The sequence below is a fragment of the Clostridium sp. UBA7791 genome, assembly GCF_002480755.1.
Classification (GTDB): domain Bacteria; phylum Bacillota; class Clostridia; order Clostridiales; family Clostridiaceae; genus Clostridium_J; species Clostridium_J sulfidigenes.
Window position 1 is genome coordinate 211,924 of the sequence record NZ_DLCT01000001.1, and the last position, 25,969, is coordinate 237,892.

Annotated in this window: 21 protein-coding genes and 3 riboswitches; of the genes, 15 read left to right on the forward strand and 6 right to left on the reverse strand. The window is 29.4% G+C overall.

What is annotated here, in order from left to right:
- Nucleotides 1–18 precede the first annotated feature (18 nt).
- Complete coding sequence (locus tag B3Z56_RS01070; protein WP_346878075.1) at nt 19–1,269, forward strand: serpin family protein; 1,251 nt, start codon at nt 19–21, stop codon at nt 1,267–1,269.
- 114 nt (nt 1,270–1,383) lie between these two features.
- On the opposite strand, the gene B3Z56_RS01075 is transcribed toward B3Z56_RS01070, so the two are convergent.
- Nucleotides 1,384–2,043 (reverse strand): NAD(P)/FAD-dependent oxidoreductase, encoded by a 660-nt coding sequence (locus tag B3Z56_RS01075; protein WP_414632293.1) that lies wholly within the window; start codon nt 2,041–2,043, stop codon nt 1,384–1,386.
- 342 nt (nt 2,044–2,385) lie between these two features.
- On the opposite strand from B3Z56_RS01075, the gene B3Z56_RS01080 reads away from it, so the two are divergent.
- Entirely contained in the window at nt 2,386–2,889 is a 504-nt protein-coding gene (locus tag B3Z56_RS01080; protein WP_346847079.1) for a FliG C-terminal domain-containing protein, read from the forward strand.
- Nucleotides 2,890–3,050: 161 nt separating this feature from the next.
- On the forward strand, nt 3,051–3,443 hold the full coding sequence (locus B3Z56_RS01085; RefSeq protein WP_346847080.1) for a bacteriohemerythrin: 393 nt from the start codon (nt 3,051–3,053) through the stop codon (nt 3,441–3,443).
- 64 nt (nt 3,444–3,507) lie between these two features.
- Here B3Z56_RS01085 and hcp read toward each other — a convergent pair whose 3' ends face one another.
- Nucleotides 3,508–5,166, reverse strand: coding sequence for a hydroxylamine reductase (gene hcp / locus B3Z56_RS01090; RefSeq protein WP_346877629.1), 1,659 nt, complete (start codon nt 5,164–5,166; stop codon nt 3,508–3,510).
- Nucleotides 5,167–5,351: 185 nt separating this feature from the next.
- Here hcp and nth point away from each other — a divergent pair, with 185 nt between their 5' ends.
- Both nth and B3Z56_RS01100 read left to right on the forward strand, forming a co-directional pair.
- Nucleotides 5,352–5,993, forward strand: coding sequence for an endonuclease III (nth, locus tag B3Z56_RS01095; RefSeq protein WP_346878076.1), 642 nt, complete (start codon nt 5,352–5,354; stop codon nt 5,991–5,993).
- 26 nt (nt 5,994–6,019) lie between these two features.
- The gene (locus B3Z56_RS01100) at nt 6,020–7,192 is read left to right on the forward strand and encodes an NAD(P)-dependent malic enzyme (RefSeq protein WP_346878077.1); all 1,173 of its coding nucleotides are present in this window, start codon (nt 6,020–6,022) and stop codon (nt 7,190–7,192) included.
- A gap of 119 nt (nt 7,193–7,311) precedes the next feature.
- On the opposite strand, the gene B3Z56_RS01105 is transcribed toward B3Z56_RS01100, so the two are convergent.
- Together B3Z56_RS01105 and B3Z56_RS01110 are read right to left on the reverse strand one after the other, a co-directional pair.
- On the reverse strand, nt 7,312–7,923 hold the full coding sequence (locus B3Z56_RS01105) for a HutD family protein (protein WP_346878078.1): 612 nt from the start codon (nt 7,921–7,923) through the stop codon (nt 7,312–7,314).
- 99 nt (nt 7,924–8,022) lie between these two features.
- Complete coding sequence (locus tag B3Z56_RS01110) at nt 8,023–8,511, reverse strand: thioredoxin family protein (RefSeq protein WP_346877632.1); 489 nt, start codon at nt 8,509–8,511, stop codon at nt 8,023–8,025.
- 279 nt (nt 8,512–8,790) lie between these two features.
- On the opposite strand from B3Z56_RS01110, the gene pepT reads away from it, so the two are divergent.
- From pepT to B3Z56_RS01130, 4 genes are all read left to right on the forward strand, one after another.
- Nucleotides 8,791–10,008 carry a peptidase T gene (gene pepT / locus B3Z56_RS01115; RefSeq protein ID WP_346878118.1) on the forward strand — a complete coding sequence of 406 codons (1,218 nt, stop codon included), beginning with the start codon at nt 8,791–8,793 and terminating at the stop codon, nt 10,006–10,008.
- An 86-nt stretch (nt 10,009–10,094) separates the two neighbouring features.
- Nucleotides 10,095–10,400: a hypothetical protein gene (locus B3Z56_RS01120; RefSeq protein WP_346847087.1), complete on the forward strand. Its 306-nt coding sequence runs from the start codon at nt 10,095–10,097 to the stop codon at nt 10,398–10,400.
- Between the two features lie 255 nt (nt 10,401–10,655).
- Nucleotides 10,656–11,984 (forward strand): S1C family serine protease, encoded by a 1,329-nt coding sequence (locus tag B3Z56_RS01125; RefSeq protein WP_346878079.1) that lies wholly within the window; start codon nt 10,656–10,658, stop codon nt 11,982–11,984.
- 269 nt (nt 11,985–12,253) lie between these two features.
- Nucleotides 12,254–12,336: riboswitch (cyclic di-GMP riboswitch) on the forward strand.
- A 207-nt stretch (nt 12,337–12,543) separates the two neighbouring features.
- A riboswitch (cyclic di-GMP riboswitch) is annotated at nt 12,544–12,625 on the forward strand.
- A 183-nt stretch (nt 12,626–12,808) separates the two neighbouring features.
- A riboswitch (cyclic di-GMP riboswitch) is annotated at nt 12,809–12,890 on the forward strand.
- A gap of 73 nt (nt 12,891–12,963) precedes the next feature.
- Nucleotides 12,964–17,673 carry a SpaA isopeptide-forming pilin-related protein gene (locus tag B3Z56_RS01130; protein WP_346878080.1) on the forward strand — a complete coding sequence of 1,570 codons (4,710 nt, stop codon included), beginning with the start codon at nt 12,964–12,966 and terminating at the stop codon, nt 17,671–17,673.
- A 142-nt stretch (nt 17,674–17,815) separates the two neighbouring features.
- On the opposite strand, the gene B3Z56_RS01135 is transcribed toward B3Z56_RS01130, so the two are convergent.
- Nucleotides 17,816–18,478: a hypothetical protein gene (locus B3Z56_RS01135; protein ID WP_346847090.1), complete on the reverse strand. Its 663-nt coding sequence runs from the start codon at nt 18,476–18,478 to the stop codon at nt 17,816–17,818.
- A gap of 392 nt (nt 18,479–18,870) precedes the next feature.
- On the opposite strand from B3Z56_RS01135, the gene B3Z56_RS01140 reads away from it, so the two are divergent.
- From B3Z56_RS01140 to B3Z56_RS01150, 3 genes are all read left to right on the forward strand, one after another.
- The gene (locus B3Z56_RS01140) at nt 18,871–19,002 is read left to right on the forward strand and encodes a hypothetical protein (protein ID WP_346847435.1); all 132 of its coding nucleotides are present in this window, start codon (nt 18,871–18,873) and stop codon (nt 19,000–19,002) included.
- A gap of 66 nt (nt 19,003–19,068) precedes the next feature.
- Entirely contained in the window at nt 19,069–19,473 is a 405-nt protein-coding gene (locus B3Z56_RS01145) for a GNAT family N-acetyltransferase (protein ID WP_346847091.1), read from the forward strand.
- 25 nt (nt 19,474–19,498) lie between these two features.
- Nucleotides 19,499–19,720 carry a hypothetical protein gene (locus tag B3Z56_RS01150; RefSeq protein ID WP_346878081.1) on the forward strand — a complete coding sequence of 74 codons (222 nt, stop codon included), beginning with the start codon at nt 19,499–19,501 and terminating at the stop codon, nt 19,718–19,720.
- On the opposite strand, the gene B3Z56_RS01155 is transcribed toward B3Z56_RS01150, so the two are convergent.
- Entirely contained in the window at nt 19,679–21,667 is a 1,989-nt protein-coding gene (locus B3Z56_RS01155) for a fructose-1,6-bisphosphatase (protein ID WP_346847093.1), read from the reverse strand. The two genes, B3Z56_RS01150 and B3Z56_RS01155, sit on opposite strands and share 42 nt — an antisense overlap.
- A gap of 319 nt (nt 21,668–21,986) precedes the next feature.
- Between B3Z56_RS01155 and B3Z56_RS01160 the strand changes: the two genes are divergently transcribed.
- The 3 genes from B3Z56_RS01160 to lysA all read left to right on the forward strand — a co-directional run bounded on the left by B3Z56_RS01160 (nt 21,987) and on the right by lysA (nt 25,919).
- Complete coding sequence (locus tag B3Z56_RS01160; RefSeq protein ID WP_346847094.1) at nt 21,987–22,364, forward strand: CoA-binding protein; 378 nt, start codon at nt 21,987–21,989, stop codon at nt 22,362–22,364.
- Between the two features lie 150 nt (nt 22,365–22,514).
- Nucleotides 22,515–24,368 (forward strand): sigma-54 interaction domain-containing protein, encoded by a 1,854-nt coding sequence (locus B3Z56_RS01165; protein WP_346878082.1) that lies wholly within the window; start codon nt 22,515–22,517, stop codon nt 24,366–24,368.
- Between the two features lie 261 nt (nt 24,369–24,629).
- A complete protein-coding gene (gene lysA, locus B3Z56_RS01170) occupies nt 24,630–25,919 on the forward strand; it encodes a diaminopimelate decarboxylase (RefSeq protein WP_346878083.1) in 1,290 nt (429 codons plus the stop codon).
- Nucleotides 25,920–25,969 lie beyond the last annotated feature (50 nt).

Sequence of the window (25,969 nt, forward strand, 5' to 3'; positions counted from 1 at the left end):
AAATTTAGAGGTGAGGTTATGAAATTAAAAAAGATAATTTCTTTAATGCTTATAGCTATAATAGCTACTTCTTTAATTGGATGTGAGAAATTTTATAGTAAAAATAAGGAAGAGATTTCAGCTAAAGAGGTGGATAAAGAAGTGGTTGAGGGCAATAATAAATTTGCATTCAATATATTCAAAGAAATTTCAAAGGATGAAAATAATAAGAATGTGTTTATATCTCCTTTGAGCATTTCCATGGCACTTACTATGACCTATAATGGAGCTAAAGAGAATACAAAGGCAGAGATGAATAAGGTACTAGGCTATGAAGGAATGAATGATGATAAGATAAATAATAGTTATAAAATTCTTCATAGTTATTTGGAGAATGTAGATGAAAATGTAAAGCTAAATCTAAGTAACTCTATATGGATAAGAGAAGGTCAGAATATAAATAAAGAATTTATAAACATTAATAAGGATATCTTTGGTGCAAAAGTGGATAACTTGGACTTCTCTAAATCCTCATCTATGGATAAAATTAATAATTGGATTGAAAAATCTACTAATAACATGATTAAAGATATGCTAAAAGGTCCTATTGATGGTGATGTTATTATGTATTTAATTAATGCTATATATTTCAAGGGGCAATGGCAAGAACCATTTGATACAAACAATAATACTATAGGTGAGTTTACAAATTCAAAGGGAGATAAAACAGAGATAGACTTTATGAGGAAGGTTGCGGCTGATGATAAAACCTTTTATGGAGAAAAGGATGATTTTAAAATTATAAAAATGCCTTATGATAGTGGAAAAGTATCTATGTATGCAGTACTACCAAAGGAAGGTTTAAGTATAGATAATTTTATAAATAATTTAGATATGAATAAGTGGAATTCTATAAAAAAATCCATTGGAAAAGAGCCGGAAGCTGTTAATGTAAGCTTTCCGAAGTTTGAAATGGAATATGGAACTAAAGAATTAAAAGGATCTCTAGTGGCCCTAGGAATGAAGGATATTTTTAGTGATAGAGCTAATCTTAGTGGAATAAGGGAAAATATATATGTTAGTAGCGTTTTACATCAAGGGAAAATAGAAGTAAATGAAAAGGGAAGTGAAGCAGCTGCAGTTACTATAGTTGAAGTTAGGGAAACTGCAATGCCAATAATTAATGACCCTAAAGAGTTTATAGCTGATAGACCTTTTGTATTTATTATAGAAGATGAAGAAAGTGGAACCATACTATTCATGGGTAAACTAGAAGAAGTGAAAAAATAATAAAGGGAAAAGATAACAGGAGTTAATAAAAACTCCTGTTATTTGCCTTTAATTAGCTTATTTATAATACATGGTTAATCTTTTCTTCATCATTTACTAAAATCATAAAAAATTCTAACACCTACTTAGAACTTCTTTTTTAAAGTTTTCTATTGAAATTCTTTCAATAAAAAAACTTAATTTTTCTCCATCATGAGCATTTTCTTTATAAAAATCAAATATAGCATCTACTAAATTTAAAGTGTCCTCTTCTGATAAATCATTAGCTATAATATCTGCAATCCTAGGGTTATATCCAGCTGAACCACCTGCTGTTACCATGAGTTTACCATTAATATCTGCTATAACACCCACATCTTTACTATAAACACTTCCACAAGCATTTCTGCATCCAGCTACACCTATTTTAGTTCTACAAGGCATATCCATCCATTGATATTTTTTAGATAATTTCATACCTATACCAATTGTATTAAATTTTGATCTTTTACAATATCCTGCTGGACACATCTCTACATTTTTAACGGAATTTTGAGTTTTAACAGCGGGTTCCATATGTAGTTCATCCCATATTTGAGGTAGATCATTTTCCTCTAAATTAGTTATTAAGATTCTTTGTCCAGATGTTATTTTTATAACTCCATTATACTTCTTAGCTACCTTAGCTATTTTTTCAAGGTTTTCTGGAGTTATAAAACCTCCAGGAATATGAGGTGTTATACCATATTTTCTTTTACCATCCCTTATTTTTTGAAGATTCCCGTAATGTGCCAAAACATATTGCCTCCTATATTTTTTAAATATATTATACCTCATTTAATAAGAACTAATCTACTTGACCTTGCTGAATTCAAAAGAGTTATGATAATGAAGGTACTTAAATTTGTAAAGGAATGAATGTCATCATGTAACTACTATGCCATATTTTTATTTAATACTTAAAAGAGAACTAAATTTATTTCCTATTGTAGGTTTTTGTCTGTACACACAAAGTAGTTCAGTAATAATTGTTAATTATTTGAAACAAATACAGGTTATTATTTCATTTTTAGGAAAGTGGTACGAGTATATAGTTATAAATTTATTTATACCAATGGGGTTTATGGGGGAATTATTATGAATTTAACTTTTTTTGTGTCATTGCTATCAGTAGAACTAAGGACCAAATATTATGAAGAAATTATTAGGAATGGACAAGTAACAGAAGAACTTTGGAAGGAAATATCCTACTATCTAGAAAAAACATACAAAGAACTCTTAAGTGTTGAAGAACAGATAATAGAATTACTAAGGAATCTTGAAGATGTTGAAAAATCTAGATTAATGATGACAATACAAGAAAATGACATATATTTATTTAACAAAATATCTATGAAACTATTTAGTTTTGAGGATATTATTAGTATAGATAGGGAAAGAGTGAAAACAGTTCTGTGTAAATTAGATATGGATACTCTATGTAAAGCTATATTAGGAGCTTCACCAAGAGTTATTTATTATATTCAAAATATATTTCCAGATATTGATTTTGTAGAGGCGAGAAGAAAATTAGGAAGTGTTCAATTGTATGAAATACTTCAGGCTCAAGATAAGATAATAATGGAAATAAATAATAAGTAATAAAAGTTTAAGCTAAGGGATTATACACCATTTTATTACTTGAAGTTATAGAAGAATATTGACTTATATGGTATTATGTAGTCCTAGAGTGAAATAGTTCAAAAAATTCATGTTGAACGTATTTAACTAGCACTATTGAGAGAAGTTGGAGGGTAATTTAAATGTACGAAATGAAGGAAGAATTTAAAACAGGAATAGAGATTATTGATAATGAACATAAAATGCTTTTTGAAATAGCTGATAAAATTTATGAGTTATTAAATAATGAGTTCATTATTGATAAATATGATAGAATAGTAAATTTAATTGAAGAATTAAAAGGGTATGCTGCTCTTCACTTTAGAGATGAAGAAGCCTATATGGAGAGTATAAATTATAAAAAAATGTTTACTCAAAAAATAGATCATGATAACTTTATAAAAAAATTAGAGGAAATAGATTTAAATAAAATTGATGAGAATCAACATAAATATATTCTTGATTTATTAGAATTCGTAAATCAGTGGTTAGTAAGTCACATTCTTGAAAAAGACAAGCTGATTGCACAAGGGTAAGTTTTTGTGAACTATATAAAAATAAAAAAATAAATGGTAGTCCTATGGGCTACCATTTAATATATTAGTTAACTCTTTGTTTAAGACAAGTTTTTAAGTCCTCTTCTGGTGTACTTATAGGAGTTAATTGGAAAGTGTCCACTAAGTATTGAAGTACATTTGGACTTATAAATGCAGGAAGAGAAGGTCCTAGGAATATATTCTTAACTCCTAAGGACAATAAAGCTAGTAAATCAGCTACAGCCTTTTGCTCATACCAAGATAGTACAATAGATAATGGTAATCCATTCACATCAGTTTCAAAGGCATCCGCTAAAGCAGTAGCAATTCTTACTGCAGAATAAGCATCATTACATTGACCTACATCAAGAAGTCTTGGTAATCCAGCTACTTCACCAAATTCAAGTTTGTTAAATCTATATTTTCCACAAGCTAAAGTAAGGATAATACAATCCTCAGGAACCATTTTTGCAAAATCTGTATAGTAGTTTCTTCCAGGTCTTGCACCGTCACAACCACCTATTAAGAAGAAGTGGCGCACTTCACCCTTTTTAACTGCATCAACAATTTTACCAGCATTACTTAAGGTAGCCTTATGACCAAAGCCTACAAGAATTTCTTTTCTGTCTTCAGAAGCAGTAAATCCACCTAATTCTAAAGCTTTATTTATGATTTCAGAGAAGTCCTTTGTTCCATCTTCTTTAAGAGTGACATGTCTAACTCCATCCCATCCAACTACGTTAGTTGTAAATATTCTATCCTTATAGGTTTCTCTAGGTCTCATAAGACAGTTAGTAGTCATGAGTATACAGCCAGGAATGTTATCAAATTCTGTTTGTTGGTTTTGCCATGCACTACCATAGTTTCCTACTAGATGAGGGTATTTTTTAAGTTCAGGATAACCATGAGCAGGAAGCATTTCACCATGGGTATATATATTTATTCCCATACCTTCAGTTTGTTTTAATAGCATCTCTAAATCTTTTAAATCGTGACCAGATACAATTATAAAAGGTCCTTTTTCTACTTTTACATTAACTAGATGAGGAGTTGGATTTTTATAACTTTCAGTATTAGCTTCATCAAGTTTTTTCATGACAGCTACACTCATATCACCAGTTCTCATAGTCATTCTAATTAACTCTTCAACAGATAAGTTATCATTAGTTGTACATTCTAATCCTAGAAAATAGAAGTTATCAACTTGGTCATCATAGTAACCTAAAAATCTAGCTTGGTGTCCATAGGCACTTACTCCCTTTAGACCATAAACAATAGTTTGTCTTAAAGAACGTATATCAGCATCTAAATCTCCATCATACATAATTCCAGCTTTAACGGCATCCTTAAGCATTTCTTCTTTAGTTTTGCTTAAATTATAGGTTGCTTGATCAGGATACGCCTTATCGGTAGATGCCTTACTTCTTAGGTTTTCTTTAATTTTTTGTGATTCTTTAAGCATATTCAAATGGCTTGCTGCATCAAAGTTAACATTAGTTAAAGTTGTAAATAGAGCATTTTCTACAAAACTAACAACTGATTTATCTATAACTTGCTCATTATCAAGTAAATCTTTAGCATAACAACTAATTCCTTTTAACTGATAAATTAATAAGTCTTGTAAATTTGATATTTCAGGGGTTTTACCGCAAACACCTAACTTAGTACATCCCTTTCCCCCTACAGTTTGTTCACATTGATAACAAAACATTGCATTATCCATTTAATAATCCTCCTTATTGTATTAAGTTTTTTATAGTATTTGTTTATAAAATAATATTATTCTTTTATAAATAAATACATACTAATTAAACTCTTATTTAATTAAGTAAAATAATAAAAATCTGATATAATAGAAGTGAACTAACTAGGAATACTACAATCATTGAAATTTATTGAGGTGATTTTATGAATAAAGAAAAACGAAAGAAAATTTTAGAAATATTAGAAGAGACCTATAGAGGAGCTGCCTGCGGGTTAGATTTTAGAACACCCTTTGAACTTTTAGTATCAACTATACTTTCTGCTCAATGTACAGATGAGCGAGTTAACATAGTTACAAAGGAATTATATAAGGAGTATAATACTCCACAGGCTATACTAACTTTAAGTGAAGAAGAATTAGGTAAAAAGATTCATAGTTGTGGATTCTATAAAAATAAAAGTAAAAATATATTAGGGGCATGTAAATCCATTGTAGAAAAACATAATGGTCAAGTTCCAAGAACTATGGAAGAACTTATAGCCCTTCCAGGAGTAGGTAGGAAAACGGCTAATGTGGTTTTATCTAATGCTTTTGGAGTGCCTGCTATAGCTGTAGATACCCATGTGTTTAGAATTTCTAATAGAACAGGTTTTGCACCTGGAGATAATGTAGAAATTGTTGAAGAAAAACTTATGAAGTACATACCAAAGAACATGTGGAGTGATGCACATCATTATATTATTTGGCATGGAAGAAAAATATGTGCTGCTAGAAAGCCAAAGTGTCATGAATGTCCTATAGCACCTTATTGTGATTACTTAAATAAGGCATCTTCAAAAAAATAGATTATTTTAATTAGGAGGATTTAATTATGTCATATGGTGAACAATCTTTAAAAATGCACAAGGAGAAGAAGGGAAAACTAGAGGTTATAAGTAAAATTCCTGTTAATACAAGAGAAGACTTATCTATAGCGTATACTCCCGGAGTTGCAGAGCCTTGCATTGAAATATCTAAGGATAGAGATAAGGTTTATGATTATACAATAAAATCTAATACTGTAGCTATAGTATCAAATGGAACAGCAGTATTAGGACTTGGAAATATAGGAGCAGAAGCTTCAATTCCAGTAATGGAAGGAAAGGCATTATTATTTAAGGAATTTGCTGGAGTAGATGCTTTCCCAATATGTATTGACAGTGAAGACCCAGAAGAAGTAATAAAAACTGTAAAATTAATATGTCCTGTATTCGGAGGAATAAACCTTGAAGATATAAAGGCTCCTGAATGTTTTTATATAGAAGAAACTTTAAAAAGAGAGTTAAATATTCCTGTATTCCACGATGACCAACATGGAACTGCAGTAGTTGTATTATCAGGTTTATATAATGCATTAAAGTTAACTAAGAAGAATATTAAAGATGTTAAAATAATAATAAATGGCGCTGGTTCTGCTGGAATTGCTATCTGTAAATTGCTTTTAAAGGCGGGAGCAGAAAATATTATCATGTGTGATAGGAAGGGTGCTATTTATGATGGTGGTAACTGTTTATTTGAGTCTCATGAGCAAATAGCAAAGGTTACTAATAAAAATAAAGAATCAGGTTCATTAAAAGAAGTTTTAGTAGGAGCTGATGTGTTTATAGGAGTATCTGGACCTAATATGATAAATTCAGAAGATGTAAAAACTATGAATTCGGATGCAATCATCTTTGCTATGGCTAACCCAACTCCAGAAATAATGCCAGATGAAGCTAAATTAGGGGGAGCTAGAGTAATAGCAACAGGCCGTTCAGATTTTGCTAATCAAATTAATAATGTTCTAGTATTCCCTGGTATATTTAAGGGAGCTCTTACAGTTAGAGCAACAGAAATAAACGATGAAATGAAGTTAGCTGCAGCAAGAGCTTTAGCAAACCTAATTCCAGAAGAAGAATTAAATGAAGAAAACATAATCCCAAATGCCTTAGACAAGAGAGTGTCAGGCAAAGTAGCAGAGGAAGTTATGAGAATAGCAAGAGAAATGGGAGTAGCAAGTCTGTAGAGACTAAAAATATGGAGCATGTACCTATATTAAAGTACATGCTCCATACTTTATAAAAATTAGATTTATATTTTATCACTGTAATTTTCAACAGAGCCATAGATTTGAATAAATAACTTTTAAAAGCCTACTTCTATACTAATGATATTGCAAGGTTGTGAGGAGGCAATTTCTATAGAAGAAAGGCTATCCTTTTCACAACTTTCTATGATTAAGGTGTGATTTTTAGGTAGAGATATATTGTTCCCATCTATTGTAAGGGTTAGGTCTGAATTAGGTGAGAAAAATATATAATTATGATAAGAGTATCTGTTTTTCCTTTTGTTTAAATTCAGCTTTAGTAAAGAACCTTCACTTAAAGTTAGTGCATTCATTACCCCATCACATCCAGGTCCTATCATTAAATTAAAGTCTGTAACAGTTCCAAAGCTTTCTGTGTTTACATCTCCAGAAAATCCATGAACTTCAAAAGGTTCTAAGTGAATTAGAGGACCTTTATTGTGACAAACATCCATGGAACCCTCCAAAGTTGTTATATATCTATAAACTTTTGGAAGATTAGTGAAGGTGGAGTGTTCTAACTCTACAGTGGCAGAACTAATTCTCCATTTAAAGTTTAAATCTTTGTAATTAGAGTCTTTAGGATAAATATATATTTCATTAGTAGTTCCCCCACTCCAATTAGAAGTTTTTATTTTATCCTTTGTTATTATTTCTGTTTTATAACCCATAATATCACCCCATTAATAATTAACATATATAATATTAATACAAAAAACTCATCCATATATGAATAAATATAGGAATGAGTTTTAAAATGTATCACAAAATTAGAGTATTATATCTAAAAGGTCTTTTTCTATTAAATCATTGTATTTTCCGGATCTATATTCTGCAACAAGAACTTTTCTCTCATCATTAGAGATTACAGGAAGTTTTCTAAATAACTCCTTAGGCATTTCTACATAGGCACCCTTAGGATCCATTTCTTCAGTAAAAGTGATTACTGCAGGAATACTTTTGCAGCCTACTGCTTCTTCAAGAAAACCTTCGTAGCCTGTTCTAGGAAATAAATGAACCTTTAAGTTTTGGTTTTCTTCTGAAAGTTTTTGTACGAAAGGAATAGTTACGATACAATCAGGGCAAAAACCTTCTGTAAATATTGCAGCATGAACAACCTTGTCTAGTTTTTTTATTTCTTCCTTAGTATCACTAGAAAGTTCAGTGTCTGCATAGGTTTTATCTTGGATATTTCCATATTTGGCATGTTGTTTTTCTACATACTCCTCAAAGCTTAAGGCTTTATTAAAATCTAACATATTATCTTACCCTCCAATTACTTATAACTAAATTTTGTCTTTTATAAATTAGAATGTATTGTATTAAATTAAAATTATTCAATATAATACATTATGTTAGCATCGAATAGATATAACTTGTTCATGATTATTATAACAAATAAAATTGATAAATAGTAGATATATACAATTTATTAACTTGTAAAAAAAATTAGAGTTTTATATACTAGGGTTATGAGACAAAATAAATATGATAAACAATATGAAATATTTATAAAATTTAAAAAAGGCGGCGATATTATGTCAAAAGTTATAGAAAGATTTTTAGGATATGCTAAGTATGATACACAATCAAGTGATTCTACGGGAACAACTCCAAGTACTGCTAGCCAAAGAGTTTTAGGTGAAGTTTTATTTGAAGAATTAAAAAAAATCGGAATGAGTGATGTTACTATTGATGAAAACAATTACGTAATGGCTACATTGCCTGCTAATACAGATAAAAAAATACCAACTATTGGGTTTATATCTCATATGGATACTGCTCCAGATTATTCAGGTAAAGATGTTAAGCCTCAAATGGTAAATTATGAAGGTGGAGATATTAAATTAAATGCAAATACAGTTTTATCTCCAGTAGATTTTCCTGAATTAAACGACTATATAGGTAAAACTCTTATCACAACAGATGGAACTACATTATTAGGAGCAGACGACAAAGCTGGTATATCAGAAATTGTTACTGCTATGGAATATTTAATTGCAAATCCAGATATAAAACATGGTACAATTAAAGTTGGATTTACTCCAGATGAAGAAATTGGAGAAGGTGCAGATCACTTTGATGTAGAAAAATTTGCTGCAGACTTTGCTTACACTGTAGATGGGGGAGCTGTTGGAGAAATCGAATATGAGAACTTCAATGCTGCTGGTGTTGAAATAGTTATTAACGGAAGAAATGTTCATCCAGGAAGTGCTAAAAATAAAATGGTAAATGCTCAGCAAATAGCTATGGAGTTAAATGGATTATTACCTGTTAATGCAAGACCAGAATACACAGAAGGATATGAAGGCTTCTTCATGCTTTGTGATATGGTAGGAACTGTAGAAAAGACTACTATGTCTTATATCATAAGAGATTTCTTTAGAAATACCTTTGAAGAAAAGAAAACTTTAATTAAAGAAATAGTAGAACTTATTAATAAAAAATATGGTGCAGGCACTATAGAAATTTCAGTAAAAGATCAATACTACAACATGAAAGAAAAAGTAGAACCTGTAATTCATGTAGTAGACACAGCTGTTGAAGCAATGAAAGCTCTTGCTATCGAGCCAATTATAGTTCCTATAAGAGGAGGTACTGATGGAGCAAGATTATCCTTCATGGGACTTCCAACACCAAACATATTTACAGGTGGACATAACTTCCACGGAAAATTTGAGTTCATTCCTGTAGATTCTATGGAAAAGGCAGTAGAAACTATAGTTAAGATAATAACTCTTTATGCAGAAAAATAAAAAATTCTAACATTTATAATACTCATACATAAAAATTAACTCCTTAATACACACTATAGTAAAGTGATTGAGGAGGGCGATATAATATGAGTAATGATAAATCAAGACCAATATATCCACCAGATACACATAACTATTTTGGTGATTTTAGAAGCATAACCCCTATGTCTGATTCAGTTTGGGAAAATGTAAGAGAAGCTGAGATTGAAGCTGCAAAGACAAAAAGTCGAAGAAGTTACAATATGGAGACTAGTGAAGAAATTGCTTTTGATGATTTAAATGAAGATATAAAAAGCGAAAGTGAAATTGACTTTGACTCCATTATAGATGAAGTAGACATGAGTGATCATGGTAATGATTACGGAGATTATGCTAAGAAAAGATTATATTAATATTTCTTAGAGGAAGAATTTATTCTTCCTCTAAGTTAATTTAGGGTTCACATAGGAAACTACTGAAGCTATAAGGCTTTAGTAGTTTTTTAGAATATTATATTTACATATAGGTATTTTTAAATTTTAATCCTTTAAGGACAATTAAGAATTCATTCATATTTTAGTCACTTAACTGACACATAAGTGTTGATAATAATATATATAGATAAGAATAGTAAACAACTTAACTTTTAATAAGGGGGAAGATTTAATATGGATAAAGATATAAACAATAATGAATTAAATAATAATGAAATTAATAGCAATAATAACTTAAATGAAAACACCGGTATTAATAAAGATAATAATGACAATAATACTAGTGACAATATAAACTACACTGTGATTCAAGATGTAGAATATACAACAAATGATGACTTAAAATTGAATGAAGTTAATGCTTCATCATTGCAAGAAGAAGAAGAAAAAAAGAAAAAAGATAAAAAGAATAAAGGTAAAGGTTCAGCTAAATCATATATAGCTATAGCTCTAATATGTTCTATATTAGGAGGAGCAATTGGTACAGGTGTTACTTATGGAGCTATGAGAGGCACTATACAATCAGCAATTAAGGAAGCTAAATCAAAAACAAATAACGGTGGAACAACAACAAATATTAATCCTATAAGCAGTATGAATATACCAGAAGTAGTAGCAAAGGTTTCCCCAGCTGTAGTTGGTGTATCAACCACTTCAGTTTCAACTAATGTATTTGGATTTGATATGGGTGAACAAGAAGGCATTGGCTCAGGATTTATTTTTTCAGATGATGGTTATGTACTTACAAACTATCATGTAGTTAAAAATGCTAGTCAAGTTAAAGTTATCTTTAGCACAGGTAAAGAAGTAAGTGCTAAGGTTGTAAACTATCAGGAAGATGCAGATTTAGCAGTTGTTAAGATTACTGATGATGTTGAAATGCCAGGTAAAGTAGAACTAGGAGATTCTGATAGTCTTCAAGCAGGAGAACAAGTTATAGCCATAGGAAATCCACTTGGAAAAGAATATCTAGGCTCTGTAACAACAGGAATTATAAGTGCTGTTAATAGAGGAGTAGCTTTAACTGAAGGTGGAGAGAAAATGAACCTTATCCAAACAGATACTGCTATAAATCCAGGGAATAGTGGAGGACCATTAATAAATTCTCAAGGTGAAGTTATAGGTATAAATACAGCTAAGATAGGCTCTACTGGAGTAGAGGGAATAGGTTTTGCAATTCCAATAAATGATGCCACTGAAAAATTAGATGCCTTAGTAAAACAAAAAATAAAGTTTGGTATAGCAGTTAGAAATATAACTGAAGATTTATCAAAACAATATAATTTACCTGTAGGTATATATATTCAAAGTATTGAAGATTTTAGTATAGCACAAAAGGGAGGACTACAACCTGGAGATGTAATTACTAAAATAGGTAAGAAAACTGTTAAGACCGTTGAAGAATTAAATAAGGAAAAAGAAGCCTACAGTGATGGAGATAGTATTCCTATAGAATTCGTAAGAAAGGGTCAAACAATGCAAGCTACTTTAGTAGTAGAATAATAAAGTTAATACTTATAATTATCCCCTAATTATAATATTATAAATTTCAAATAGGTGTGAAGCTTGAGTTATCAATGTTTCATGCCTATTGTTTTTAGGTAAAAATATAATATTGTTAATGTATAAAATTGTATGTTAAAACAATAAACATACATATATTATTTTTAGTCATATTTATAGATAATTATGTATTTAATGTAATTAAATTGTTGACTGTTATATATACTTGTGCTAATATCCTCTTATAAAATAGTAGATTAATTAATTATAAGTTTTACAGAAATTCTGAAGTATATACTAATTTGGGCACTTTGTATATATGGAGTTAGTAGTGCAACCGACCTTTATAAGCAATCTTATATTTATATAAGATTGCATGGGGTCGGTTTTAGTTATATAAGTTTAAAACTTGGATATAGAAAATATTAGTATAAAAACCTAAAAGTGTATAGACAAATACTAAACAAAGAGTTATACTTAAGTGGTAAAATATATTAAATAATAACAAATATTAAGTTGATTGGCTCTATTTGCAAACCATTTAATGCAATTTATTAATAGTTTTAAGGAAACACTGAAGTATATACTAATTTGGGCACTTTGTATATACGGAGTTAGTAGTGCAACCGACCTTTATAACCAATCTTATATTTATATAAGATTGGTATGGGGTCGTTTTTTTTATTACAAAAAATTATTAAGGAGGAAGATTAAAAAAGAAATTTAAATCCATACCCAAACTAAAGAAGAAACTATCTGTTTTTATATTTAAGCATAGATTGATTTAATTTTGTTCCATAAAATATTAAATACAATTTACTAATAGTTTTAAGGAAACATTGAAGTATATACTAATTTGGGCACTTTGTATATATGGAGTAAGTAGTGCAACCGACCTTTATAACCAATCTTATATTTATATAAGATTGGTATAGGGTCGGTCTTTTTTTATTGAAAAAAATTATTAAGGAGGAGAATTATGAAAAAGAAGAAATTTATGTCTGCACCTAAGATAAAGAAGAGATTATCTATTTTTATGGCTTTAGTTATTGTAGTTTGTCAAGTTTTAAATATTGTTCCTACAATGCAAGCTAGTGCTATGGATATTACAGGAGATTTCCCATTTATTACTGAAGTAAGATTAACAGGTAATGATGGGAATCCTATAAATGAGTCATCAAATCCCATAAGTAAAAATGAAGAGGTAAAACTAACCTATAAGTTTACTATACCAAATCAGGGGACGGTAAAAAATGGTGATACTTATACTTTGAAAATACCTAAGGAAATCCAAATAATAAGTATACTAAATTTCCCTATTACTCTTGATAATGGTGATACAATTGCAAATGTTAAAATAGAAACTGATGGTAATGTTACCATTACGTTTAATGAATTTGCAGAGAATAATTCCAATGTTCAAGGATTCTTTTTTATTGATACTCAATTTGATCCTGACCAAATAGGAGGACCTAGTCCAGTACCTATTACATTTGAAATTGGAGGAAATTCTTCTTCTGTTATAATTAACGTAAACTTTGAACAACCGGAAGTTCCTGATGCTTCTGCTATAAAGTACGGAAGTTATGACCCTTCTAAAAATGAGATTACTTGGAAAGTAATTGTGAATACAGAAGGAGTCACGGTTAATGATGCTGATATTGTGGACAACATTTCAGTGGGACAACAATTTATACCTGGTTCTGTTACTATAAATGGAGTTAGTGCAGATACAGCAAATTATAACTATGATTATAACAATAATAGATTAACTTATAAATTCCCAAGTGTAATAGAAACAGAGCAAGTAATTACCTTTAAAACTAAGGTAGTAAATCCAGAAGTTTTTAAATCTGAGGGAGCTACAGTATATGAGAAGAATAAAGCAATCTTTAATCATGATGGAACTTTTATAGAATCTAATGAGGCATCAGTAGCTATTTATACAGACTTTATTAGAAAAGATGGAAAGTACGATGTAGAGGCAAAGAGAATTAATTGGACTATTTATATAAATAAGAATGCTCAAAATATTCCCAATGCTGTAGTTACTGATGATATACCAGAAGGGTTAACTTTTGTAGATGGTACTGTTAAGATGGATGGAAACCAAACTGAGGATAATTACTCTTTAGTTGGACAAAAATTTACCTATACTTTCCCAAGTGCTATTAATGAGCCACATATAATCCAATTTTCAACAGATGTAACTGATGGAGATGCTTTTAATTCCAATACAGGGAAAACCTATAACAATAAAGCAACTTTAACTGGTGATGGAGTACCAAGCGATGCTTCAGATGAAAAGGGTGTTGGAGTACCTACTAGCATTATTTCTAAACAAGGCGCAGGATATAATCCAGCTACAGGAGAAATTACTTGGAAGGTTACTATAAATAGTAATAAGATAGCAATAAAAAATCCAGTGGTTACTGATGAAATAAGATTAGGAAAAGAGTATGTAGAGGGTTCTGCTACTATAGATAAAGAGGTTCCAGGAGGAAGCTTTAACTATGTGAAAGCAGCAGAGAGTGATGCTAATAAAACTGGAACATTAACTTATACCTTTAATGGTAATATTAACGAAACTTATACAGTAACCTTTAGAACAAAAGTAACAGATCCCAAGGTTTATGCAGGAAATATGGAAGGATATAGTTACAATAATCAAAATTATTACAATGAAGCTAGATTAACAGGGGACAATATTAAAGAATCTAATGCTTCTAATTGGCAGTATTTAAAAAGTGAAGTTATAAATAAGTCTAGTAGTGATTATGATTATATAACAAGAGAAATTACCTGGAAGATTGTAGTTAATAAAAATAAAATGATTCTTCCTAATGCTTATATAATAGATAATATTAAGGGTGGGCAGGAGTTTGTCCCTAATTCTGTTTTGATTAATGGAATTCTTGCAGAGCCATCAAATTATGTTTATGATGAAACTGCCAAAACCTTAAGATATAATTTCCCTAGTGAAATCAAAGATGAGCAAATAATAACTTTTAAGACTAAAATTACAGATACCTCTATATTTAACACTAATGGAGAAAAGCAGGTTGAGAATACTGCAAAGCTAATAACTGATTTAGTGCCTGGAGGTGTAGAAAGTACAGGAAAAGGTACTATAAAAAGTACTTTAATAGATAAAAAAGCTATCTATGAAAGAGGTAATTCTTATATTGATTGGAATGTAACCATTAACTCTAACAAAATATTAATTAAGGATGCAGCTTTAACAGATATCCTTCAAGAGGGACTTGAACTTGATACCACATCTATAAAACTGTATAAGCAGATTTTAAAACCTGATGGAAACCTTGAAAAAGGGGAAGAGGTTGTTTTAAATCAAAGCAATGTAAAATATAATGCTGAAACAAGAGAGTTTACCTTTATATTACCTTCTCCAACTGAAGAAGCATATATTTTAACCTTTAGAACTGATGTAGTGGACAAAAGTAAGTCACCATTTACTAACGCTATATCCTTTAAAGGTACAGGAATAGAGGGAACTTCTTCTTCAGGAAATGTTGATGTTATATTCCAAGGTGCTGGCGGTGGTGGAGTTGGCGAAACTGGTAGCATTAAGGTTGCAAAAGTAGATAAAAATAACGAAAACATTAAACTGGAAGGAGCTGTATTTGAACTTCTTGATAAGTATGAAAATGTTATAAAAACTTCAGAACCAACAGACTTAACTGGAGAGATTGTATTTAGTAAATTGAAGTTTGATATAGACTATTACGTTAGAGAAAAGGTTGCTCCAACAGGATATACATTAAGTAGTGAATTGTATAAATTTCAACTTAAAAATACTAAAGATGAAAAGAATATAACATATAATTATAAAGATGAAAAGATTAAAGGTGAAATTGAATTCTTTAAAACTGGTGAAAATAATATCCCTCTTGAGGGAGCTGAGTTTACTCTCTATATGATTTCAGACACTTCCTATTCAAATCCTATAGCAATAGCTATAAGTGACGAAAATGGAAAAGTAAATTTCAAAAATGTGGAGTATGGAGAGTATGCAATAAAAGAAACAAAAGCTCCAGAAGGATATATACCTTCAGGGAAAATACTAACTGCTATTATCACTGAAAATGGAAAGATAGTAAAAGCAAACCCTGAAAGTATATCTAATACAAAAATTAGAGGAAATATAGAGTTTAATAAATTAGGTGAAGACAAAAACCCATTACAAGGAGCAGAGTTTAAGCTTTATAAAGAAATGGATACAAAGTTTGAAGCTCCTATAGCAACAGCTATAAGTGATGAAAGTGGAAAAGTACAATTTGAAAATGTAGAGTATGGTAAGTACACTATAAAAGAATCAAAAGCTCCAGAAGGGTATGTTATTTCAGAGGAAGCGCTAACTGCTATTATAGCCGAAAATGGTAAATTAGTTAAAGCAAACCCTGAAAGTATTTCGAATACAAAAATCAGAGGAAGCATAGAGTTTACTAAACTAGGAGAAGATAAGAACCCATTACAAGGAGCGAAATTCAAACTTTATAAAGAAATAGATACAAAGTTTGAAAATCCTATAGCAACAGCTATAAGTGATGAAAGTGGAAAAGTACAATTTGAAAATGTAGAGTATGGAGAGTACACTATAAAAGAATCAAAAGCTCCGGAAGGATATCTTCTTTCAAGCGAAATACTAACTGCTATCATAACTGAAGATGGAAAGGTAGTAAAAGCGAACCCTGAAAGTATATCTAATACAAAAATTAGAGGAAGTATAGAGTTTACTAAGCTAGACGAAGATAAAAACCCATTACAAGGAGCAGAATTCAAGATTTATAAAGAAGTTGATACAAAGTTTGAAAATCCTATAGCAACAGCTATAAGTGATGAAAATGGAAAAGTACAATTTGAAAATGTAGAGTATGGCAAGTACACTATAAAGGAAACAAAAGCTCCAGAGGGATATGTTATTCTAGAGGAAGTACTAACTGCTAATATAACTGAAAATGATAAAACTGTAAAAGCAAATCCTGAAAGTGTGTCTAACACAAGAATTAGAGCTTCGATTCAAGTTAAAAAATTAGATCAAGATAAGAAGCCTTTAAAAGGAGCAGAATTTACATTATACGATTCAGAGGGTAAAGAAATTAAAACTTTTGTATCAGGAGAAGATGGTACTGTGTTGTTTAAAGATATTCTTTATGGAGAATATACAATAAAAGAAACAAAAGTTCCTGAAGGATATTTAGCTTCAGAAGGCACAATAAAGGTATTTGTAGACAAAGATGGTGAGATATACAGCTATGAGGTGGTAAACAACAGAATTAAGGGCAGTATTGTAATTACTAAAACTGATATGAATGGAAAAGTGCTTCAAGGTGCAGAATTTACCTTATATGACAGAGTGGGCAAAGAAGTAACGACTGTAGTTTCTGATAAGGATGGTATTGCAGCTTTTAATGATGTGGATTATGGTAGTTATACTATTAAAGAAACTAAAGCTCCTAAGGGATATATTTTAAGTAAGGAAGAATTACAAGTTAAGGTTAATTCTACGGAAATACAAAAATTCACTGTTAAAAATGAAGCAGAAAAGATTGTTGATAAAATAATAAATGTTTTGCCAAAGACTGGTGGGGTATTTGATTATAAACTTATAATTGGAGCATTAGCAATTATAGGTGGCGTTAGTCTAGTATCAAAAAGGAAAAAATAAAAGTAATAAAATTAAAATATAAAAATAGATATTTAAAATGAAAAGTAAGACATATATTTTAAATTCTATGTATATGTAAAGAAGGCTATTGTAAAATACAACAGCCTTTTTACTTTAAACAAAAATTGCCTATTTAAATTTATTAATTATTTCCTATACACATATTAGCTAAATCATTACCAAATGAAATGGAATCCTTTGGTACCCAAACTTCTTCAGTTTTCTTACCAAAGTTCATTTTTACTTTTTCAAATTCAAAAGTAGTTGATTTAACATCAGTTGAAGGAGTTAATGCATTAATATTTTCAATTATTTTTTTGATGAAAATTTCTGATACTTTAGTCATATCAGAAATTTGTTTGCTTTGTACTTCAGAAATAGTGTCATCACCAGCTTTAGTACTTGCTTCAACCATATTAACATATGTAGTTGATATTTTAACTTGAGATATTTCTTTATCACTAGAAACAACTTCTATAGTAGGTTTTAATTTTCTTAAAGCTTCTATTTGAACATTATATATTTGATCTAACTGCTCATCAGTAATAGGTAGACCAGCTTGTACAAAACCAGCTTTAGTAACTTCATTCATTGATTTTTTTTGAATTTCTGCCATAGATGTAATTTCATCATTTGTCACACCAAGTTTTTCAAATTCGGCGCTATCTTGTAAAATAACTAAGTCATAAAAAGCTTTTGCAGTTTGTTCAATAGGAATAGTCTTTTTACTGCATCCTAAAAAAATTGATGAAAGACTTAATAACATAACGATACAAAGAATACTAGGTTTTATAAATTTTTTCATATGTAATTCCCCTTTGTTTTTAAAATCTGTAAATTGTTTTTATTTAGATAATTCTTATTTAAAGCAATTATATAATATAATAAAATTTACCAAATATCAATTATTTTTGAAATAAAGTTTTTTGAAATACATATATAATTATATTAAAAGAATATGATAATAGAGAAATAAAAAACTTTGATTACATCATCATGGCTTAATAAATTAAGAAAAGAAAGTAAACTTCTCACAAGTAATTCAGGATGCTTTAAAAAAGATAGTATATATCTAAAAGATAAAATAGAATAAAATTAAAAGCTAGTAGGGAATAAATCCTTACTAGCATCTTTCTCTTTTGTATAACACATAGTTGGAGAATAAATCTAATTAGATTATAATAAAGAGGTGTTAGAATGAAAGATAATAACTTAAAGAGCAGAAGTACAGCTAGAGGATTTATAAAAAATAAAGCTACACTAGAAGACTTGGAAGAAATAGAAAAGCTAATAGCAGAAAGAAAGGAACAATTAAAGGGATGTTGTTAGGTATGTGATATTAGTATAATATGTAGCAGTAATTTTTGAAATTTAATGTAGGGGTAGGGTTTAAATATGGAAAATGTTATTGTAAGCGAAAGGAAACCTTCAATTGAAGAATATATTTATTTAAGAAATTCTGTTGGTTGGAGGGTATTACAACATGACAAAATAGAAAAAGGATTGAATAACTCGATCTACTGTGTTTGTATAGAAGACCAAGACAAGATAATTGGATTTGGAAGAATTGTTGGAGATGGTGGAACGGTTTTTTATATACAAGATATAATAGTTATACCGTCCTATCAAAAACAGAAGATTGGTACACTAATTATGGAAAAAATAATGGACTATATTGACAAAAACTGTATAGATGGTGCTATTATTGGTTTGATTGCAAATAATGGACTGGATAATTTCTATAAAAAATTTGATTTTACATATAATCAGAACAATTGGTTTTACAGGTTCAATGCTTAATACCTGTGATAAAAGATTTTATTATATGATAGATACAGTTGATATAGAAATTTCATATTATCTCAATAACTCTTTTGAGTTGATTAAAGACTCCATTGAGGAAGGGGTAGTTTTAGATGATGAAAGAATTTGTTATGGATTCTGGGAAGATAAGGTTATAAAAATATTTAAGGGAGCTTATTTCAAAAAGCTCCCTTGGTTTAATTTATTTTCTTTCCTTAATTATACCTTTTCTATAGGCATTTAAAAGCATTTGAAGGTAATGAATTTGACTTATAAGCTCCGTACCTATATCAGTATCTCTAACCTTTAGCCTTCTAGAGTTAAATTCTAAAATGAAGTTGGTAGATATGATATCTTTCCCCTCATCAATGGCTGTTTGAGTTGATTCAAAAGGCTCATGCTGAACTAATTGAAGGCCATAGGAATTATAAATTAAAGTATAGCCTGCAATGCCTGTCTCAGGTTGGTAAGCCTTAGAAAATCCCCCATCTATAACTAAAAGTTTCCCATTAGCCTTTATAGGATTTTCACCTTTAATAGTTTTAACAGGTACGTGTCCATTAATTATATGAGAATGTTTAGGAGAAAGACCAAATTCTAATAATATATTATTACAAACCTCTTCATTATCTCTAAGATTGAAGTAAGGGCATTTATTTTCCTTATGAGTAATCTTATCATTTATAAAATATCTTTCAAAAGTAGCCATTTTATCTTTACCAAAGAGAGGTGAATCAGGGCCACACCATAAATACCACATGTAATCTAAAGCATAATGAGCATTTTTGCTATCACATTCATTAAAATATGCTTCTCTAGTAATTCTATCTACCCTATCTAAATATTCTTTACCGCAGAATTCCTTGTTTCCAAGCTTAACATTCTTAAAAGTGCCATCTTCATTTAAAGGAATGGAGGCATGATATAAAAGATTAGAATTGCTCTTTAAATAAAGGCTACCCTTAGAGTAAAGACATCTAACATGTTTCTCAAGTTTTTCACTATTTAAGAAAGAACTATGAAGCTTAGACATTAATTCTTTTTCTTCATCTGTCAGTTTATAAGGATTATTAATATCTATAGTAGGGAAGTTAGTATCATTTAATGCATATTCTTTACCACCTATAACAATTGTTCCTTTTTCATAATTAATTTTATCAAGAAGTCTTCTATCATCCATATTAAATTCAGGGTGTCTTTTAATAATTTCACCTTCTAATTTAAACTGTATAATAGAAATTGCCTTATGCATTTGAGCCATAAGTTTTAAGTCTTTTTCTTTAAAGTAATCATTAGTAACCTTTGGTTTAAAGGATTTACATGGATCATTAGAGTATACATCCATAGCAAAACGAGCTAGAGGTAAAATGTTTATACCATAGCCATCCTCTAAGGTTTCTAGATTAGCGTATCTAGTACAAATTCTAATAACATTACATATGCAACTATGATTTCCAGCTGCTGCACCCATCCAAAGTATATCATGGTTTCCCCATTGAATATCATAGGAATGATAATTACATAGAATATCCATAATTATGTGAGCTCCAGGACCTCTATCATAGATATCACCTACTATGTGAAGAGAATCTATAGTCAACCTTTGAATAACATTACAAATTGCAGTTATAAAATCGCTAGCTCTACCAATGGAAATAATGGTATCTAATATTCCATTAAAATAATCTTGTTTATTTGGTCTCGCTTCAGATTCGTGAAGTAGCTCCTCTATAATATAGGAAAAGTCTGCAGGAAGAGCTTTTCTAACCTTAGAACGAGTATATTTAGATGATACATTTCTACATACCTGAATCAATTGATTAAGAGTAATCTTATACCAATCATCGGGGTCATCTTCTTTAGCAAGGGCAATATCTATATACTGTTCAGGGTAATATATAAGAGTGCATAAAGCTTTTTTTTCAGATTCTCTAAGGGTATTGCCAAAGATATCATTAACTTTTCTTTTTATCACACCTGAAGCATTTTTAAGTACATGTTGGAAAGCTTCATGTTCACCATGAAGATCCGTTAAAAAGTGCTCCGTACCTTTAGGTAAATTTAATATTGCCTCCAAGTTTATAATTTCAGTACAAGCATCTGATATTGTAGGAAAATTATGAGAAAGAAGTTCTAGGTATTTTAAATCCTTTTCAATTATATCAGCACTTATTTCACAAGTTCCGCTCATGATTATCTCCTTCTTAGCAAATAACTATTCAGATAGTTAAAGGTAAAATAGTTATCTATAGATAGTTATTAAAAATTGCTATCTATATAGTTATTTGAAAAATTACTATCTATATAGTTATATGTAATATGCTATATTATAATTATTATATATATGATATTATACATGAAATTTATATAATTTACTAATATCATAGACAAATAGGTTATCACATATCTATATTAGAATTGAAAAGATATATTCTACATGATAGGATTAAAGAATAGTAACTATGAAAAATAAACAAACTATATATAAAATAAGATTAGGAGTGATAAACATGAATAAAATGCTTAACTTAAAACGCTGGGCTTTACTTGGGGCTACCACTGATACTACAAGATTTGGATACAAGATTTTTAGAGAACTAGAGGATAGAGGATACACTGTTTATGGAATAAACCCTAAATATGATTCTATAGATGGAATAAAGTTATATAAATCTATAGAAGAGTTACCAGAATTAATAGATGGAATAAATGTAATAGTTAATCCTAAAATTACTTTAGAAGCTCTTCCTAAAATAAAAGCAAAAGGAATCAAAAATGTATGGTTCCAACCAGGTTCTTTTAATGAAGAAGTTATAGAAGAAGCTAAAAAATTAGGTTTTAACATAGAACTAGAAGACTGTATGCATGTAGAATTATTGAAATCATAGTCCTTGTTTCATATAGAAAATGTTAAAAACAAATGTGTAATCTATGGATTAGAAAGATCTAACTAATAAATAAACAATAAATAAACTCCAATCTCATTTTTAAATTTGGGTTGGAGTTTATTTATAGGGTAAGACATGGGGGAAGTTCTTATGGGTGAAGCTTTAAATGAAATACTAGATAATATTTCACAAGGAGTTATTGTTATTGATACGGAGGGAATAATAACAACTTACAATAAAAAGGCTAAGGAGATATTTGGAATATTTGAATCTACAAAAATTAGCCATAAGTCAGATAAACTTAAAAAAGATGATCTGGTTTTTATTGTAGATAATAAAGTTGGTGAGGATGATGGGGAACTAGATTATAAGTCCTTTGAGAAGATCGGTATCTATGATAAAAACCTTAAAAAGGGAGATTCAATTTTAGCCTTTGGTACATATAAAAGTTCTAATAATCATGTTAATGAGAATTACAAAATTATAGAAGTAAGTGATCAAAGTGGGGAAGTATATCTTGATGGAGTATATAGGGAATTAAAGTATAAGCTAAGTATAGATTATAGTAAAAAAATATTAGAAATAAATATAAATGACACAATATATAGTATGAATTATAGATATGCTGTTGGACATATGGTGATAATTAGAAATAATGAACTAGTATTTTATCAAAGTAAGGGCTATACAGCTAGAAATGAAAGTTTAAGATACATATTAGAAGAGAGAGTTTTTAGAGAAAAAGGTAAGAATGCACAGGCTATAAATCCTATTGGAGATTTCATTTTTAATGTTCATGAAAGAAATAATGAAATGGATAAATTCTATAGGTGTGCTGCTAAAGAAGATAATATAGTAACAAATGAATTTATGAATATTAATGGTATAGCTACATTATCATCAATTATACCGTTATATTCAGAAGAAAATAAAATTGGGGCTATATTAAGAGTTGAAGACATAACAGAATTGAAAGAGGTAATAGAAGAAAGAAATGTTTTACTAAAGAATCTTAAAAAAACAGAAAAATTATTAGAAGATGAAAATATAGCAAGAAGTTTCAAAAAGTTTCAAGGGGTAAGCGCCCATATAAATGATATTAAGAAAATAGCTTATAAATCATCAAAAACAGATTCAACGGTATTAATACTAGGGGAAAGTGGAACGGGCAAAAGTACTTTAGCAGAAGAAATTCATAATATCAGCAATAGGAAAAATAATAAGTTTCTTCACATAAATTGTGCATCTTTACCAGAAAGTCTTTTGGAAAGTGAGCTTTTTGGATATGAAGGTGGATCATTTACTAATTCAAGAAAGTCAGGTAAACCAGGATTATTTGAATTGGCTAATAATGGTACTGTATTTTTAGATGAAATAGGAGAAATGCCATTAAAGATTCAAGGTAAACTACTTAATTTTTTACAAAATAAAACCTTTTATAGAATTGGAGGAATAGAAGAAATTAAGGTAGACACCAGAATTATATGTGCTACAAATAAAAATCTTGAACAATTAATAAAGGAAAAGGAATTTAGAGAAGATTTATATTATAGAATCAATATTATACCTATATACATTGAGCCTCTTAGAAATAGAATTGAAGATATACCCATATTGGTGGACAAGTTAATTAAAAATTTATCTAAGAAATTAAAAAAAGAACCCATTACTATGACTAGAGAAGCAATGAACAAATTAATGTGCTTATCTTGGTTAGGAAATATAAGGGAATTAGAAAATGTTCTCGAGAGAACAATAAGTTTAAATGATTCTAACGTAATTTATTCTAAAGATATATTAGTATACAATACAAAAAATGAAACAAAAGAAATAAATGAAAGTTTAAAAGTTGCTTTAGAAGAAGCAGAAAAGAAAATAATAATTAACTGTTTAAGAGCTTATAAAGGAAATATTAAAGCTTGTTTAAACATATTAGAAGTTGGAAAAACCAGCTTTTATGATAAATTAAAAAAATATAATATCAATATAAATGATTATAGATAAAATTAAATATAAATATTCCGTTAATACGGAATGGCGTTCGTAAAAATGAACTGTTTTAAATTCTTACATATTGAGCAAAATCAAAGTTTTAGAAAACAATATTTAGAATAGTTCGAAAATATGGAAAAACATATAAACTATATTTAAACACTAATAAAAAATGGCTATTTTAAAGGGATTAATTTAGTAAATATCTTTTAAAAATGTGGCATAGATATTGCTTTACTATTAAAGTAAGAAATTTAGTAGGAGGCAATAGATATGTTACAAAATAGCATTAAAGAAGGAAACTTATATTTTTATGGATGTAATGTTCAGGAATTAGCACAAAAGTACGATACACCTTTATATGTAATATCTGAGGATTGCATAAGAAATAAGTGTAAAGAGTTAAAGGAAAGTTTCATAGAAAAGTATCCTAATACTAAGGCATTTTATGCAAGTAAAGCTTTTTTGACTTTAGAAATGTGTAAAATAATGAAGGAAGAAGGCATGGGAATAGATGTAGTATCAGGAGGGGAACTTTTTGTAGCAATTAGAGCTGGCATTGACCCAAAGGACATAATGTTTCATGGTAATAACAAGACAACAGCAGAATTAAAAATGGCAATAGAGTATAGTGTAGGAAGAATAGTGGTTGATAGTTTAGATGAATTACAAGTGCTTGATGACCTTGCCAATGAAGCAAATAAAGTTGTAGATATCTTATTTAGAATAACTCCAAATATAGATTGCAATACTCATAAGTATATAAGTACTGGTCAAAAGGATTCTAAATTTGGTATTCCATTAGATGATGAAATTATAAAGGAAGCTATAACTATAGCAACAACATCAAGAAATATAAATTTCAGAGGGATTCATTTCCATGTAGGTTCACAATTATTTGATAACTCCTCCCATCTGAAAGCTATAGAAAACGCAATTAGATTGATGAAAAAGCTAAAAAATGATTTAGATATAGAAATAGAAGAGTTAAATGTTGGAGGAGGCTTTGGCATAAAATATTTAGAAAGCGATAAGCCAAAATCTCTAAGCTATTTTATTGATGCAATAATGGAAGCAATTAAGAAAAAAACCTATGAAAATGGACTTAAAATGCCTAAGATTTTTATTGAGCCAGGAAGATGGATGGTTGGAGAGGCTGGTATAACTCTTTACACCGTGGGAACTATTAAGGATATTCCAGGAGTAAGAACCTATGTCTCCATAGATGGAGGATTACCAGACAATCCAAGAACCGCATTATATACAGCAAAGTATCAAGCATATTTAGCAAATAAAATGGATAATGAAAGAAATAAAACAGTTACAATAGCTGGAAAATGCTGCGAATCAGGAGATATACTAATATGGGATTTAATGGTGCCTCATTCTATAAAAAGAGGAGATATTCTTTCAGTTATGAGTACAGGTGCATATAATTACTCTATGGCTAGCAATTATAATAAAATTCCGAAGCCTGCTGTAGTGATGATAAAAGATGGACAAGAAAGAATTATTGTAAGACGTGAAAGCTACGAGGATTTAATTTCCATGGATGTAATTTAATAATTCTAGTTTAAATATGGGTGATATGAGATAATAACTACACATTATAA